A 15,655-nucleotide genomic window follows, 5' to 3' on the forward strand; every position below is an offset into this window, starting at 1 on the left:
TACCAGCATAGAAGCTTTTACGAAAAATCGAAACTTTCGGCTTGCAACTCTCCGACAGCGCCACGGATTGCCTTGCTGAGTAGCCTCTTATTGACGGCATAACCAAGGTTTTCATACCCCGCCGGAAGCGCTTGCTCCGTACATACGGTATTTCGTAAACAAGACGGCATCTCGTGGCGATATCCAGAAATTCCAGCCGGCCTTGTCGGTGGCGGTCGGCGCCAAAACCAAAAAATAACTTTCAAATACAGCCGTTTAAAAATTTAAAAATCCGGCGACCGGCTTTGGCACGGCAATTGATTCTATTCCATCGAACTCAACCGTAAGGCGAACAAGTTCGGTAAAGCCCGGAGGACGCGGCGGTACCGGCCTTGTTGACCCGGATATTCAACATATTGCAACCCATTCGACCCTATAACGAAATCATTCAAGAGGCGCGTCATGAAAACCATAGAAAGCACACTATCGAATCCCCAAGCATCGGCTGGCAAACCATCATTCAAACGACTTCGCTTCGGCGTTTCCGCTCTGGTTTTGGCCATCAGCGGGCTGGGAATGGCCCAACCGGTCGTGGCGGCCGTGTTCAATCCATTCATCAATATTACCGGTAAGGTGGAATTCGATAGCTTAGGCACGCCGACCTTACCGACCAACGCCACCCAAAACGGCGAATTGATCCGCGTCGTCGGCGGCGCGACCACCACTACCAGCTTAATCAACGATCAGATCGTCGGCGACGACCCGCTGAGCGGGAGTTTATCCGACATCGGCGACGGTTTCGGCATCAAGCTGCACGCCGAAGGCGGTTCGAAAGACGAGCCGTCGTTTATGAGTTCGCTGTTCGGCGACTTGGCCTTGTCCATCAGAAACAGCTCGGCGGTCGACACGTTTTTGGTGAGCTTGAAATTCGATTTCAGCCATTTGGTTGCGGCTCCCGAGACCAAAACCATCAAAGGTAACGGCGATTTTGCCCAATCGATAGTACAGCTCCATAAAAAGGACAACAGCGAATTGCTGTTCAGCAAACTCATTTCGGATACGGTATTCGGCAACGAAGCCCGACCCGCGAGCGCACCGGACCAAAATACGGCCAGCGGCTACGGTGGAAAGTTGGTCGACAGCGGTTCGCGCTTGCTGACCTTCATTCTACACCCCGGCGAATTGCTGGAACTGGGCGACGACAGTCCGGAGTTAACGTTGTTCGGCGGTGCCGATCCGGGCGCTTTCTTCCTGGCGGACACGTCAGCCTTTCTCAGCGTCGCCGAGGTCACTCGACAAACCACCAACACCGTGCCGGAGCCGGAAACCTTGCTGCTGATGGCGATCGGCTTGCTGTCGTTCGGCCTGTCCAAACGCCGCGCAAGCACTTGCTAAAACAACACGCTTTAAATCGACGAATTACTCAACATCACTGAATAAAGGTACTTCCCATGTCTAAAAAATCCTTGAAAACCCTATTGGCCCTGACCATCGCAAGCTTGAGCGGCTCCGCCGCCGCCTGCGGCTCGCAACCTTATATCGGCGAAGTATGCACCTTTGCCACCACCTATTGCCCAATCGGTTATGCAGAAGCCGACGGACGCTTGTTATCGATAGCTCAAAACCAGGCGCTGTTCGCCTTGTTAGGCACTACTTACGGCGGTAACGGACAAACGACATTCTCATTGCCGGATTTACGCGGCCGCAATCCGATCGGCGTCGGCGTCGGCCCCGGCTTGGCGCCGGTCGATTTGGGCGAGATCAGCGGGCAGGAGAACGTAACATTATTCCAGCCGAATATGCCGTTTCATAGCCACGCGGCTAATACCATCGTCACCGCGAAATTGCATGCCGTCAACAGCAACGGTAACAGCACCAATCCGAGCGGCAAGTTTCCGGCCGTCTCCGCGAATCGGGATAACATTTATTCCAACTCGCCCTCGAACGCTGAGTTGGCGACGGATGCCGTTACCGTCAACGCCAGCACGACGGTGGGCGCTAGCGGAGATAGCCATCCATTTTCAGTACGCAATCCCTACGTCGGCATGCGTTATTGTGTCGCGACTGTGGGCATCTTTCCTGGACGCGAGTAGCATCAAACCCCCAAGAGCGCGGCTCAGGCCGCGCCTTTTGTGTTTGCGGGTAAGAGACGTGGTCCTATTGGTATTAACAGGAAATTGATGGATGTAACGTTGCGGCAGAGGAAATATTCTAGATTTAAAGCCATCGAACAGCCGCTGAGTTAACTGGCGGTCAGGCGCGGTACCGACAGCGCCCCCTTGTCGTCGCGATCTACGGCGAAACGGCTGGACCGTTCAGTCTAGCCGGTACTTTCCAGGCGCCGGGGCTCGGCTTTCGCTTCGCCGGTTTCCAGCAAACCATAAAACGGACGAAACGCCATCATCAAGGCTCGGTAAATGGCAAAGGCGTCGGTCGGATCTTTTTGCTTGAGCTCGGCGACTTCGTTCAAGTAGCGATGCAGCATTTTTACCAGATTCTCGATCGTCATCGCCAGCCAGGCGTCGTTGGTAATCCATTTGTCGATAAATTCGTCAAGGCGGGCGAAAGTCATTTTCAGCAAGGGATAGGCGGTTTGGGTTTCCTTGAATTCCCGAAGCGCCACGTACTCGATGTAAGCCCGGTCTGAGGCTAGTCGCGGTCGGTTGGTAATCGTTAAATACGTGGCTTTGTAGTCGGCATGGAGGGTGTCGAATTTCTCGCAAAATTCGGCTTCACTGGTCATTTCTAACCACGGTTGAAGAATCGTCACCGTGATGGCGTAGCATTCGTCGATCGCGTCCGCCATCTTGTCGAATTGTTCGACAAAGTCAGGCTTTTTGAGCTCGTCTTTAATTAAGCTTGCGATCGCGGCCAACTCGCCCGCGGTGACGCAAACCGTCGCCAATTCCCGAACAATTTTAAGTTCGCCTGCCATGGTGTCGATACCTCATTGCTGTCTGGTAGAAAATGAACAATCGCCCCGATACGAGGCTTATGCGGTCAAATCGACAATCTCGGCGATGCAGGCATTGTCCTTGACCGTGTGCAGGGCGTTGTCGAACAGCATATTCGAGTTATATAAAACGCTTTTAACAATGATGTTACCCACCGTATCCTTGATCACAAAGAAGGTATCGCCCTCGGGCACCCGGCTGGCGGCGATTTGGTGGCTCATTAACGAACCGGTGCGGACTTCTTTAATGCCCTGTATCGCTTCTTCCTTATTGGGGTAATCGCCGCTCATCAGGATCAGTTCGCCCTTGCTGCTCAGGAAGTTGAATACATATTGATTGTCTTCGTTGGTTTTCAGTTCAAAGGTCGCTGGCATGATCTGCTCCGGAGTTAGTCGGTTGGATGGGGTCGTCGCCGGTCGAATACCGGTTTTCCAAGCTCCGAAAAGCTCAAAATAGCGAGACGGACAGAAAACCTGGGTACGGCGGCGGACGCTGTCTATCCAAACGCAAGCATTATGCCAAGAAAAAAACGTTTTAAATCAAAGAGTGAGCGGTGCTTATTCATAAAATTGTCGTGTTTGCGACACGACAACGGCAGCGATCCGATAGTTACAAGGGGCTGATTGAGCGGATGCAGGGCGGTGTGCTTGCCGAACGACAGGCTCGGTTCCGCTTGGCTTGTAGTGGTTTTGAAATTGGCGCCAGAGCGCCGTGATGGGCACGATGTACTTTAGCAAACTGCGTGGCGGAAAATGCGCTGGAGATCTTTTTAAACCGAGATTAGAGGCGGGTTCGGCTGCGGCTATTAGTATACGATCGCCGCAATCGCGCGTGTACACCGCCCAAATCCCACCCAATCCGTTTGCAGCGGATCGAGCGGGGTGGGCTATAGCCTATCAGGGTTTTTGTGAGATACGCTTGACCGCTTCGGCGACGATGTCCAGCAGTTCGTTGCCGCCGTGCTGCAAATATTCGACGATTTGCTTGCGCATTCTGGGTTCCCAGAAATTGCGGATGTGGGTTTCGACGCCGCTGACCGCGACATCGTGTTCCGGCTCGGATTGGAAAAACGCGCCGATGTTATTGGCCATTTTGACGAGATTGCTGTTATCCATGAGTTATGCGGCAGATTCTTGATAATGTTGTAAACGAAAGGGGTGGGTATAAATCGTGTGGTTTTCGTTGCGGGTGAAGCCGACCAAGGTTAGGCCGGATTCTTCCGCCAAACGAATGGCCAAGGCAGTCGGCGCCGAAATCGCGGCCAGCAAAGTGATGCCGACGCTGGCGGCTTTTTGCACCATCTCGAAGCTGGCCCTGCTGGTGACCAATAGCCAGCCTGCCGTAAAATCGCAACCGGTTCTGGCCAAGGCACCGATTAGTTTGTCCAGCGCGTTGTGGCGGCCTACATCTTCACGCACCATGCTGATGCTAGCGCTTTCCGAGTCCAGCCACGCCGCGGCATGCACCGCTCCGGTCAGCAAATTCAAGGATTGTTGCTGCTGCATCGATTCGAAAGCCCGGCTCAGTAGCGCGGCGTCCAATATCGAACCGTCGCCAACCCGACGAGTGGGCCGAATTGCCTGCTCCAAGGTCGTTGCTCCACATAAGCCGCAACCTGTTCGGCCGGTCATGTTCTTGCCCTTGCCGTGCAGATTGTCGAAACGTTTCTCGGGAATTTGCATCCGGACTTCGACGCCTTTGGCGCGTTGCACCGTCTTGATCGACAGGACTTCGGAAGGATGATAAACGATGCCTTCGGTCAGGCTGAAACCGAGGCCGAAGTCTTCCAGATTCAGCGGCGTGGTCAGCATCACGACGTGCGGGATGGTGTTGTAGACCAGTACCACCGGGACTTCCTCGGCCACATAGTCTTGCTTTCGGCTGTGGATGGAGCCTCGCCAGCTATCGAACGTACCGGTTCGATAGCTGGTCCAGCCCAGTTCCTCTGGGACCGGGTCCATATTGCCTCGGTTTTTTAGCCGGCGCCGATGCGGTTGTCCAGCAGCGATTGCTGGTCGTCGGAGAAGGCGCGGTATTCACGTTGCCAATCGGACGGTTGAGCGACCTTCGCGACGTGTACCGCCGTCACTTTGTATTCGGGGCAGTTGGTCGCCCAGTCCGAGTTGTCGGTGGTGATGACGTTGGCACCGGAATGCGGGAAGTGGAAGGTGGTATAGACCACGCCCGGTTGCATTCGGTCGGTAATCAGCGCCCTCAACACGGTTTCGCCGGTGCGGCTCTTGACGCCGACCCAGTCGCCGTCGGCCACGCCCAGGACTTCGGCGTCGTGAGGATGGATTTCCAATTTGTCTTCGGCGTGCCAAGCGACGTTGTCGGTGCGGCGAGTCTGCGCGCCGACGTTGTATTGCGACAGAATACGGCCGGTGGTCAGGATTAGCGGGTATTTGCTGCTGGTGCGTTCCGCTGTCGGAATGTATTCCGTCAACAGGAAACGGCCCTTGCCGCGCACGAAATGGTCGGCATGCATGATTGGCGTGCCGTCCGGGGATTCGTCGTTGCACGGCCACTGGATGCTGCCCATCTCGTCGATTTTCTCGTAGCTGACGCCGGCGAATTGTGGGGTCAGGCTGGCGATTTCTGCCATGATTTCCGACGGGTGATTGTAATTCATCGGAAAGCCCAGCGCATTGGCCAAGTCTTGGGTGACTTGCCAATCTTCCTTGCCGCCCAGCGGTGTCATCACCCGGCGTACCGGCGAAATTCGCCGCTCGGCGTTGGTGAAGGTGCCGTTTTTCTCCAGGAACGAAGAGCCGGGCAGGAATACGTGGGCGAACTTGGCGGTTTCGTTTAAGAAGATGTCTTGCACCACGATGCATTCCATTTCCCGCAAGGCATGATGGACGTGGTTGATGTCCGGGTCGGATTGCGCGATATCCTCGCCTTGCACGTACAGGCCCTTGAAGCTGCCTTCTATCGCGGCGGCGAACATGTTGGGAATGCGCAGGCCGGGCTCGGAGGCCAATGTCACACCCCAAGCCGCTTCGAATTGCGCGCGGGTGGCGTTATCCGAGACGTGGCGGTAGCCGACGAACTCATGCGGGAACGAGCCCATGTCGCATGAGCCTTGCACGTTGTTTTGACCGCGCAACGGGTTGACGCCGACGCCTTCGCGGCCAATGTTGCCGGTGGCCATCGCCAGATTGGCGATGCCGATCACGGTCGTCGAACCTTGGCTATGCTCGGTGACGCCCAAGCCGTAGTAGATCGCGCCGTTGCCGCCGGTCGCATACAGGCGAGCGGCGCCGCGCATCGCTTCGGCGGGTACGCCGGTCAGTTCGGCGACGGCTTCCGGCGAGTTTTGCGGTAGGGCCACAAAGGTTTTCCATTTGTTGAACGATTCGACGTCGCAACGTTCCAGCGCGAATTGTTCGTCGGCCAAGCCTTCGGTGACGATGACGTGGGCCAGCGCGGTGACGACGGCGACATTGGTGCCGGGACGAAGTTTCAGGTGGTAGTCGGCCTTGACGTGTGGGCTGTTACGTACCAAATCGATGCCGCGCGGATCGACGACGATCAGTTTGGCGCCTTGACGCAGCCGGCGTTTCATCAGCGAACCGAACACCGGATGGCCATCGGTCGGGTTAGCGCCTATGACCAGAATGACATCGGATTTCAATACCGAATCGAAGGTTTGAGTGCCGGACGATTCGCCGAAGGTGGTTTTCAGGCCGTAACCGGTCGGCGAATGGCAGACCCTGGCGCAGGTATCGACGTTGTTGTTACCGAAGCCGGCACGGATCAGTTTTTGCACCAGATAGGTTTCTTCGTTGGTGCAACGCGACGAGGTGATGCCGCCGATCGAATCCTTGCCGTATTTGGCTTGCAATTGTTTGAAGCGGTCGGCCGCGAATTGAATGGCTTCTTCCCAACTGACGACGCGCCAGGGATCGCTGATTTTGTCGCGTACCATCGGCGTGGTGATGCGGTCTTTGTGGGTGGCGTAACCGAAGGCGAAGCGGCCCTTGACGCAGGAGTGACCGTGGTTGGCCTGGCCGTTTTTGTCCGGCACCATCCGCACCAATTGCTCGCCCTTCATTTCGGCTTTGAATGAACAGCCGACGCCGCAATAGGCGCAAGTAGTAATGGCGCTGTGCTCGGGCTGGCCGTGGTCGATTACCGCCTTTTCCATCAAGGTCGCGGTCGGGCAAGCTTGTACGCAGGCGCCGCAAGACACGCACTCCGATTCCATGAACGGTTGGTCTTGGCCCGGCGATACGTGGGACTCGAAACCTCGGCCGTCTATCGTCAATGCGAAGGTGCCTTGCACTTCTTCGCAGGCGCGGACGCAACGCGAGCAGACGATGCATTTGGAGGGGTCGAAAGAGAAATAGGGGTTGCTGTTGTCTTTTTCCGCTTTCAGGTGGTTTTCACCTTCGAAACCGTAACGGACTTCGCGCAAACCGACTTCGCCGACCGTGTCTTGCAATTCGCAATTGCCGTTGGCGGAGCAAGTCAAGCAATCCAATGGGTGGTCGGAAATATAGAGTTCGGCGATGCCCTTGCGCAGTTTGGCGAGCTTTTCGTTTTGGGTAACGACTTTCATGCCTTCACCGACCGGTGTCGTACAGGATGCCGGGTAACCGCGCGCGCCTTCGATTTGCACCAAGCACATCCGGCAGGAGCCGAACGGGTCGAGGTGGTCGGTGGCGCACAGCTTCGGTATGCTGATGCCGGCTTCGGCGGCGGCGCGCATGACCGAGGTGCCGGCGTTGACGGTCACCTTATGGCCGTCGATTTCAAGGTTGACGGTTTGTTGGGACGCGCTGACCGGCGTTCCGTAATCGACTTCGTTGTTGAGTGACATAAGCTACCTCCGGGGGATCGGTTAGGCTTTGGTGGCTTGGAGGCCAAAGTCTTCAGGGAAATGATTCAGCGCGCTCAACACCGGGTAGGGTGTCATGCCGCCCATGGCGCACAAGGAACCGCACGTCATTGTGTCGCATAAATCACGCAGCAGTTCGGTGTTCTTGGCTTTGTCGACGTTATCGAGGATGCGGTCGATGACTTCGACGCCGCGAGTCGAGCCGATCCGGCAGGGTGTGCATTTGCCGCAGGATTCTTCGACGCAGAATTCCATCGCATAGCGGGCCATGTCGGCCAGACTGGTGGTGTCGTCGTGTACCACGATGCCGCCGTGGCCCAAAACCGCGCCGATCGCGGCGAAGGCTTCGTAATCGAGTGGAGTATCGAACTGGCTTTCCGGCATATAGGCACCCAACGGACCACCGACTTGCACGGCCCGGATCGGCCGGCCGCTGGCGGAGCCGCCGCCGTAGTCGTACAGCAATTCTCGCAATGTGACGCCGAATGCGGCTTCGAACAGGCCTCCGTGCTTGATGTTACCGGCCAATTGAATCGGCAAGGTACCGCGCGAACGGCCCATGCCGTAATTTTTGTAATATTCGCCGCCTTTATCCAAAATGACCGGAATCGAGGCCAGCGAAATCACGTTGTTGACGATAGTGGGTTTGCCGAATAGGCCGACGATGGCCGGTAGCGGCGGCTTGAAGCGGACCAGGCCGCGTTTGCCTTCCAGACTTTCCAGCAGCGATGTCTCTTCGCCGCATACATAAGCGCCGGCGCCGCTACGGACTTCCAGATGGAAGGTCTTGCCGCTGCCTTGAATGTTTTCGCCGAGGTAGCCGTTTTCATAGGCGGCAGCGATAGCTTGGTTCAGGGCAATTTTGGCGTGGGGGTATTCGATGCGCAGATAGATGTAGCCTTGTGTGGCGCCGACGGCCAAGCCGGCAATCGTCATGCCCTCGATCAACACGAAGGGGTCGCCTTCCATGATCATTCGGTCGGAAAAGGTGCCGGAGTCGCCTTCGTCGGCGTTGCAGACGATGTATTTTTGTTCGGCAGGGGCGTTTAACACGGTATTCCACTTAATGCCGGTCGGGAATGCGGCGCCGCCCCGGCCGCGCAGGCCGGATTCGGTAACTTGTTTAACGATGTCGGCAGGTTGCAGCGCCAGCGCGTTTTTCAAGCCGCGGTAACCGTCGTGGGCCAGATAATCGTCCAAGCTGACGGGATCGGTGATACCGACGCGGGCGAAGGTCAGGCGGTTCTGGTTTTTAAAATAGGGAAGGGCTTCTATATCGCCCAGATATAAGGGGTGTTGTTTGCCTTCCAAGAGGCCGGATGCTAGCAGGGAGGCGACATCTTCCGGTTGTACTGGGCCATAGGCGACACGGCCGGCGTCGGTTTCGACCTCGACTAGCGGTTCCAACCAGAACAAGCCACGTGAACCGTTGCGGATGATTTCAATGTTTTGGCCGGCGGTATGCCGTTGCAGGGTCTGAGCGACAAGTTCAGCGCCCAATGACAGCGCTGTGGAGTCGCGGGAGATAAACAGGCGGGTCATTATTCGGTACCTTTAAAAGTGGCTAGCAACTGATCGAATTTTTCCGGCGACACTCGGCCGAACACTTCGTTATCTATGGTGATAGCGGGGGAGCACGCGCAATTTCCCAGGCAGTAAACCGGTTCTAGCGAAAACATTCCGTCTGCGGATGTCTCGTGAAAATCGATGTTCAGCGTTTGTTTTGCGTGGGTTTCCAGAGTTTTACTGTTCATGGACTGGCAGGACTCGGCGCGGCAGATGCGTATCGTATGCTTGCCCGGCGGGGTAACCCGGAAGTAATGGTAAAAACTAACGACCCCGTGAACTTCCGCCTTGGAAAGGTTGAGTGCCTTGGCGATATCCGGCACTGCGTCGGGCGGAATGTAACCCAAGGTGTCTTGAATACCATGCAGTATCGGCAACAGATTCCCCGGCATCTCTCGATGAGCGTCCAGTATCTTCAACACTGTGGGTTGTTGGGTTTGATAGTCTTGCATCACTGGCCCTGTAGTTAATGACAAAATAATTAGCACGCTATTTAAACATGAACGAAGCGAAGTTTGCAATTGGTTGTCATGCCTCAAAGCCGCGAATTTCCTCAACTTGGGGTGGCAATCGTCTGTTCGACCCGGTCCGGAATTTTTAGTTCTGATCGATTCAAAATCGAATTTTAGCGCTTTACTTCCAAATGATAATTGTTATCATTACATGCAGATTGTATTTGCCGAGAGGATTCCATGTACATTTGTGTTTGTAAAGCGGTCACGGATAGGCAGGTAGAGCAAGCTTTGAACGAAGGTGTATGCAGTCGTAAGCAGATTATGCAATGCACCGGAGCGGGTGGGGTTTGCGGTAAATGCACCGCCAGTATAAAAGCCTTGATCGACGAAAATTTGCGCAATCAACCGGCGCAAGCCGCTTAGGCTATAGAGGAACGGGTCGGCTAACGCCGGAGGGGTGAAGGCACAGGGCTGGTTAGCCCTGTGCAATAGCGGACTATTTTGCTGCGGGGGCCGTTTCAGAAGGTTGGCCTTCCGCCGGTTTGTCGGCCGTTGGCGCCGGTGCTGGGTCGGTGGGCTCAGCTGCTTGAGGTGCTTCCGGTTGTTTTGCCGGTTCCGGCGGCAACATGATTTCGACCTTCGCACTTTTCCGCAGGTTTTCAATCATGGCCTGGGCTTTTTGGCGCTGCAGCATCGGCCGCAACTGTTCCTTGACGGCGTCGAACGGCGGCGGAGTAACTGCTCTGGAGTCTTCGCGGAATATCACGTGCCAACCGAATTGAGTCTGAACCGGTTGTTTAGTGTATTTGCCGTTTTCCAGCGCGACTACGGCTTCGGAGAATGGCGGCACCATGCGGTCGGCGGTAAACCAGCCTAAATCACCGCCTTCGGAACCCATTGGGTCGATAGAGTTTTTCTTGGCCAGCTCCGCAAAGTTGCCGCCTTTATCCAATTCGGCGATCAATTTTTTCGCCTCGTCTTCGGTTTTTACCAAAATGTGGCTGGCTTTGTACTCGTTGCCGGCATTGGCCATTTTGGAGTCGTATTCTGCCTTGATTTCTTCGTCCGAGACCGGATTGGATTTCAAATAGTCCTGTAACGCCGCTTGCGAAAGCAAGGAGTTACGGATCGTGGCTAGGCGCTCCATCACTTCGGGACTTTTATCGAGTTGCTTTTGCACGGCCAATTGAATCAGCAATTCGCGTTGAATCAATTCTTCCAGTAGCTGCTCTTTTGGGAAGGACTGGCCTTGGCTACGCTCGGAGATTTCTTTTTCCAGAGTCTCCAAGGTTTTTTTGCCGATATAGGTGCCGTTGACCGACGCGACCGCGTCTGCTTTACTGACTGTCGGCGCGGCCGGCGCTGCTTCCTGAGCCTTCTCTTGGGTGCAGCCGTGGAGCAGGGCGGTACCGGCCAGGATCAGCGGGATAAGTTTTAATTTCATATCAAGAATTTCCTTTGCTGTTTTCGGTAGGGGTTAAGGCATTGATGCCGAGGGCGTGAATTTCATCTTTCATCATGTCGCCCAGCGCTTGATAAACCAACTGATGCCGCTGGACCAGCGATTTGCCGTCGAACGCGGCGCTGACCAGCGTAACGTAGAAATGGCCGCCGCCCTGATTACCGGCGTGTCCGGCGTGGGCGGCGCTTTGATCGATGATTTCGATGATATCGGGCTGAAAGGCGGCTTCGAGTTTTTGGCGAATGTTGTCGGTGGTCATTGGGGAAATGCTTGTTTAAAAGGTTTGACGGTAACGCTGGCGTATACGCCAGCGGAAAAATACGGATCGGCATCGGCCCAGGTCCGGGCGCTGTCGAGATCGGCGAATTCCGCGACAATCAGGCTACCGCTGAAGCCGGCGTCTCCCGGATTGTCGCTGTCGATCGCCGGGTGAGGGCCGGCCAAGATCAAGCGCCCTTCGTCCTGCAAGCTTTGCAGTCTCTCCAAATGAGCCGGTCTGGCGGCCAAGCGCTTAGGCAAACTGCCCGGACGGTCTTCGGCGATAATCGCGTAAAGCATTATTTTTTGGTCTCCGGCGCAGGTACGTGCTTATACAAAAAGGCCATTTGCACGACGATGAAAACCACCATTAGGCCGGGTACGCCGAAGGTTTTGAAGCTGACCCAGTCGTCGGTGCTGTAATGCGCCATCACGTAAAGATTCAAAAAGCCGACGCCGATAAAAAACAAGGACCAGCTTAGATTCAACCGTTTCCAGATACGCGTCGGTAACTCAAGGTTGGCGCCCATCATGCGTTCGATAAAGGTTTTGTTGCCGATAAATTGGCTGACCAAAAACGCACCGCCGAATAGCCACTCGATAATCGTCAATTTCCATTTGATGAATTGTTCGTCTTGCAAGTACAGGGTGGCGCCACCCATCACCAGAATCAATCCTAATGTGATCCAGTGCATCGTTTCCACCTTGCGATAGAGTAGCCAATAGGCCGCGACTTGTACGATTGTCGCAACTATCACTACCGCCGTGGCCACATAAATATCGTAAAGTTTGTAAGCCACAAAAAATAAGACGATAGGAAAGAACTCTAAAACGGGCTTCATACGTAGGTCGGTAGTGAAAAAGAAACGGTTAGGCGTATAAATCGATTCCGGTTACCAGTTCGGCGACGCGTTGGCGATTCGATTGGTTAATGGTCTGACTATAGGCATTCAAGGCTTTTCGGGCTTTAGGATCCGCGATCACGTCTTGTTCATCGATCTTACCGAGCGGATTCTTAGTCAAAACCGAGTCGATCGTTGCCGGCTCGGATGGTTTTGTCACGAATGCGGGCGGCTTGCCCGTATTGCTTTCCAACGTTGCCCGCGACCGATTTTGCTCCGCATTGTCCGGCGACGGCTTCTGGTAGCCGGTCGGATAAAATGCCAGAGATGAACTGTGTATCGTGTTCACGGAGCGATGCAGGGGCCAAATCGACGGAAGCGCATTGTAGATTCTTTAGCCCCAATTGTACATGAGGCGGCTGGTATTGCTGGTAAAATGCGGCTTTTACGGGAGGAATTCATGGCAAACGACATTCACATAGAGCTGGAAGCCGCCGCGTTCCGGCAATTGCTCGAGCATCTGCAAACCCATACCGAAGTTCAGAATATCGAACTGATGTTGCTGGCCGATTTTTGCCGTAATTGTCTCGCGAAATGGTATGCCGCCGCCGCCGCCGAACGCGGCGCGAAAGTGGATTACGAACAGGCAAGGGAAATCGTGTACGGCATGCCCTATCGGGAATGGAAGGAGAAATTTCAGATCGAGGCCACGCCGGAGCAGTTGGCGGCCTACGATGCCAAGTTGAAATTAAAGGTGGCGCCATGACGGCCGATACGCCTTTCGACGCGATGTTTTCCGGCGTAATTGGCCGAGAATATCAAATGCTGAAGCTGATTTGCCCGTTCGCGGCCGAAATGAGCCGTTTGGTCGGTGCCGAAGTCGGCACATACTGTCGTACGCGGGATACGCTGGCGCAAGTTGTCGAATTGGGCGGCGGTACCGGCATTACCACGTTATCGATCTTGACGGCCGCCGACAATTTGACGGTATTTAGCGTAGACAACGAGCCGACGATGCAAGCGCAAGCCCGCGAAAGCTTGAGTCACTGGGCCGACCTGGGCCGTCTGGCGTTTTGTGGCGACGATGCATTGACCGCATTGCGCGGATTGGCGACGGCCAGTGTCGATGTCGTGGCATCGGCATATACCTTGCATAATTTTCAATGCGATTACCGTCGCGATGTGTTGGCGGAAATTTACCGGGTTCTGAAACACGATGGCCGATTCGTTTGCGGCGACCGTTACGCCTTGGACGACATTCCGGCGCATACCCGCAATACCCAGCGCGAGGTGGCCGGATATTTCGAGACCTTGACCGGCATCAGCCGCCTGGATTTGCTGGAACACTGGATCATTCACCTGTTCAGCGACGAATCCGAGGATCACATCATGCGCGAAGGCTTGGCGCTCAGGCAGATGGCCGACATCGGGTTTCGCGAACTGACGTTGACGCATCGCCTGGACGTCAATGCGCTGGTCACCGCTGTCAAATGAATCGGCGTGACCGGCCGCGGCGGCGCGGGCGTTGAACCTCTGAATACGGAGAAAAACCGAAATGGCCGAGCCGACGACTAAAAAGCCCAAGAAAACCCTGGATGCGTTTGCCGACGATTTGGACGCGATGCTCAATATCGGCGAATCCGCTTCCGAGCAGGTCGGTTTGATCGACGACGACGAAGCGATCGATCGCTTGTTGGTCGATCACGAAGTGGTGGCCGACTCGGCTGCGGCGGAACGCGACGAATTTGCCGACATCGACGCCTTGCTGGCGGCCGAGCAAGCTCAGCCGGATCTGGATCTCGCCGCCGCAAAGTTGGGCGACGAGTTCGACGCGGCCATCGACATCAATCCCAAGCACGAACAAATGCTGGACGACGAATTCGCCGATTTGGTCGATGTCGGGGTTGAGGCCAAGTTGGAAGAATTGGAACTGGATGTCGAGCCGTTTCCGGAACCGGATGTCGCCGACCGGGCTATCGCGGCCATCGACGACGAATTCGAAGTCGGCGAAACGCCTGAATTAGTGGTAAGTGACGAACGGGACGAATTGGACGCCATGCGAGAGATCGACGAGTTTTCGGACACTGGAGCACCGGCTGGCAACGCCGAATTTTTGACGGCCGATTTCGACATTTCGGCGGACGACGAGTATGTCAAACCCATCGAAGCCGAACCGGAAGCCGCGCCTATCGTGATCGACGAGTTTGGCGACGACGATGTCGCCGATCTGGCGGCAGGGTTCGCGCTGGGCTCGGAGAGTGTCGTGTCCGAGACCCCGATCGCCGAACCGTCGGGCGGTGACGACGAATTCGAGTTGGAGACCGCCGCCCAAGCACCGCCGGCAGAATCGATACCTGCGGCTCCCGTGCCTGAGTCGGCCGCCGTGGCTGCCCCGGCGCCGGTAATCCAAATGGCGGATCACAGTGCCGAAATCGCGGCGTTGACCCACCAAATCGATGAATTAAAACGCCACCAGCGCCAGATCAAGGCGGATATTCTGGAAAAGGCCGAAAAAGCTCAATTGGCGACCTGTCTGGAAACTGTCGACGGTTTGCAGACCGAGCAGAAGAAAACCAAGCGCGGCTTGGACGCGGTCGCGAACAAAAAACCGGTCGCGGCCTACGTCGCCAACGGCGTGGCGGCATTGGCGCTACTACTGGGTACCGGTTTGGGCATACAGGGCATGATCGCCAAGTCGCAAGTCGGCGAGTTGGTGACGATCATCGGCAAATTGCAGGAGCAAGTCGTTAATGCCCCGGCCGCCAACGCCGCCGACCAGGAAATGCTGCGCAAGCAGTTGGACGAATTATCGGTCGGAAATGGCGTGTTGGCAGCCCAGATCGCGGAACTGAAAAAAGCCCAGGGCGGTGGTGGAGGGCAGGCGGTCGGTGGCGATGTCGGCAAGCAGCTGGCCGAACTGGGCAATCGCGACATGCAAATCGGCGCCGCGATCGAAGCCTTGCAGTCTAAAGTCGGCGCGTTGGAAAAAGCTCGCCCGCTCGCCGCCGCGACGCCGACGGTCAAGCCCGAGAAGAAAAAGCCGGAACCTGTTCCGGAAAATTGGGCGGTCAATTTGACCGCATTCAAGCAGGATTGGTATGCCAAGCGTAAGGCCGAGGAATTCGCCGGCAAGGGCGTTCCGGCCAAGGTCGCGAAAAGCGAGGCCAAGGGCGAAACCTGGTACCGGCTGAGCGTTGACGGCTTCCCCAGCCAATACGAGGCGGCCGCCTATGCCGCCAAGGTCAAGAAAACCTTGAATCTGGACGCGGTTAGCGTGTTCAAGGTCAAGGATTGAC

At 55.8% G+C, this 15,655-nt stretch carries 18 protein-coding genes; 6 read left to right on the forward strand and 12 right to left on the reverse strand.

Translation table 11 applies throughout. From position 1 onward, the window contains the following. Positions 1–441 precede the first annotated feature (441 nt). Positions 442–1,374, forward strand: coding sequence for a PEP-CTERM sorting domain-containing protein (locus ACP4CD_RS22310; protein ID WP_426992688.1), 933 nt, complete (start codon positions 442–444; stop codon positions 1,372–1,374). Positions 1,375–1,430: 56 nt separating this feature from the next. Continuing rightward, positions 1,431–2,072, forward strand: a complete 642-nt coding sequence (locus tag ACP4CD_RS22315) for a phage tail protein (RefSeq protein ID WP_071160436.1) — start codon at positions 1,431–1,433, stop codon at positions 2,070–2,072. Between the two features lie 227 nt (positions 2,073–2,299). On the opposite strand, the gene ACP4CD_RS22320 is transcribed toward ACP4CD_RS22315, so the two are convergent. The 7 genes from ACP4CD_RS22320 to ACP4CD_RS22350 form a co-directional block, all read right to left on the reverse strand. Beyond that, positions 2,300–2,914 (reverse strand): hypothetical protein, encoded by a 615-nt coding sequence (locus ACP4CD_RS22320; RefSeq protein ID WP_281021209.1) that lies wholly within the window; start codon positions 2,912–2,914, stop codon positions 2,300–2,302. Positions 2,915–2,971: 57 nt separating this feature from the next. Beyond that, a complete protein-coding gene (locus ACP4CD_RS22325; protein ID WP_064029561.1) occupies positions 2,972–3,307 on the reverse strand; it encodes a DUF1508 domain-containing protein in 336 nt (111 codons plus the stop codon). A gap of 522 nt (positions 3,308–3,829) precedes the next feature. After that, positions 3,830–4,048 (reverse strand): formate dehydrogenase subunit delta, encoded by a 219-nt coding sequence (locus tag ACP4CD_RS22330; protein ID WP_064029275.1) that lies wholly within the window; start codon positions 4,046–4,048, stop codon positions 3,830–3,832. A 3-nt stretch (positions 4,049–4,051) separates the two neighbouring features. Further along, on the reverse strand, positions 4,052–4,894 hold the full coding sequence (gene fdhD, locus ACP4CD_RS22335; protein ID WP_426992690.1) for a formate dehydrogenase accessory sulfurtransferase FdhD: 843 nt from the start codon (positions 4,892–4,894) through the stop codon (positions 4,052–4,054). Positions 4,895–4,908: 14 nt separating this feature from the next. Beyond that, positions 4,909–7,758: a formate dehydrogenase subunit alpha gene (gene fdhF / locus ACP4CD_RS22340; protein ID WP_426992692.1), complete on the reverse strand. Its 2,850-nt coding sequence runs from the start codon at positions 7,756–7,758 to the stop codon at positions 4,909–4,911. 21 nt (positions 7,759–7,779) lie between these two features. After that, positions 7,780–9,318, reverse strand: coding sequence for a formate dehydrogenase beta subunit (locus ACP4CD_RS22345; protein ID WP_426992693.1), 1,539 nt, complete (start codon positions 9,316–9,318; stop codon positions 7,780–7,782). Beyond that, entirely contained in the window at positions 9,318–9,794 is a 477-nt protein-coding gene (locus ACP4CD_RS22350; RefSeq protein WP_071160425.1) for a formate dehydrogenase subunit gamma, read from the reverse strand. Before ACP4CD_RS22350 ends, ACP4CD_RS22345 begins: the two co-directional genes overlap by 1 nt. A gap of 240 nt (positions 9,795–10,034) precedes the next feature. On the opposite strand from ACP4CD_RS22350, the gene ACP4CD_RS22355 reads away from it, so the two are divergent. Next, entirely contained in the window at positions 10,035–10,220 is a 186-nt protein-coding gene (locus tag ACP4CD_RS22355; protein ID WP_064029286.1) for a (2Fe-2S)-binding protein, read from the forward strand. A 73-nt stretch (positions 10,221–10,293) separates the two neighbouring features. Here ACP4CD_RS22355 and ACP4CD_RS22360 read toward each other — a convergent pair whose 3' ends face one another. The 5 genes from ACP4CD_RS22360 to ACP4CD_RS22380 are packed head-to-tail and all read right to left on the reverse strand — an operon-like array spanning position 10,294 to position 12,579. Beyond that, on the reverse strand, positions 10,294–11,241 hold the full coding sequence (locus ACP4CD_RS22360; RefSeq protein WP_426992694.1) for a peptidylprolyl isomerase: 948 nt from the start codon (positions 11,239–11,241) through the stop codon (positions 10,294–10,296). Position 11,242: 1 nt separating this feature from the next. Further along, positions 11,243–11,518, reverse strand: a complete 276-nt coding sequence (locus tag ACP4CD_RS22365) for a BolA family protein (RefSeq protein ID WP_426992696.1) — start codon at positions 11,516–11,518, stop codon at positions 11,243–11,245. After that, the gene (locus ACP4CD_RS22370) at positions 11,515–11,817 is read right to left on the reverse strand and encodes a YciI family protein (RefSeq protein WP_426992698.1); all 303 of its coding nucleotides are present in this window, start codon (positions 11,815–11,817) and stop codon (positions 11,515–11,517) included. The genes ACP4CD_RS22365 and ACP4CD_RS22370 overlap by 4 nt, the downstream gene beginning before the upstream one ends. Then, positions 11,817–12,359: a septation protein A gene (locus ACP4CD_RS22375; RefSeq protein ID WP_064029296.1), complete on the reverse strand. Its 543-nt coding sequence runs from the start codon at positions 12,357–12,359 to the stop codon at positions 11,817–11,819. The genes ACP4CD_RS22370 and ACP4CD_RS22375 overlap by 1 nt, the downstream gene beginning before the upstream one ends. A 28-nt stretch (positions 12,360–12,387) precedes the next feature. Beyond that, entirely contained in the window at positions 12,388–12,579 is a 192-nt protein-coding gene (locus ACP4CD_RS22380) for a hypothetical protein (RefSeq protein WP_281021201.1), read from the reverse strand. A gap of 240 nt (positions 12,580–12,819) precedes the next feature. On the opposite strand from ACP4CD_RS22380, the gene ACP4CD_RS22385 reads away from it, so the two are divergent. The 3 genes from ACP4CD_RS22385 to ACP4CD_RS22395 all read left to right on the forward strand — a co-directional run bounded on the left by ACP4CD_RS22385 (position 12,820) and on the right by ACP4CD_RS22395 (position 15,654). After that, positions 12,820–13,125: a DUF1244 domain-containing protein gene (locus tag ACP4CD_RS22385; protein WP_071160417.1), complete on the forward strand. Its 306-nt coding sequence runs from the start codon at positions 12,820–12,822 to the stop codon at positions 13,123–13,125. Then, positions 13,122–13,853 carry a methyltransferase domain-containing protein gene (locus ACP4CD_RS22390; RefSeq protein WP_426992701.1) on the forward strand — a complete coding sequence of 244 codons (732 nt, stop codon included), beginning with the start codon at positions 13,122–13,124 and terminating at the stop codon, positions 13,851–13,853. Before ACP4CD_RS22385 ends, ACP4CD_RS22390 begins: the two co-directional genes overlap by 4 nt. Before the next feature lie 61 nt (positions 13,854–13,914). Next, the gene (locus tag ACP4CD_RS22395; protein WP_426992702.1) at positions 13,915–15,654 is read left to right on the forward strand and encodes an SPOR domain-containing protein; all 1,740 of its coding nucleotides are present in this window, start codon (positions 13,915–13,917) and stop codon (positions 15,652–15,654) included. Position 15,655: the final 1 nt, after the last annotated feature.

Origin of the sequence: Methylomonas stagni, from assembly GCF_050154735.1 — a bacterium.
Lineage (GTDB): Bacteria > Pseudomonadota > Gammaproteobacteria > Methylococcales > Methylomonadaceae > Methylomonas > Methylomonas koyamae_A.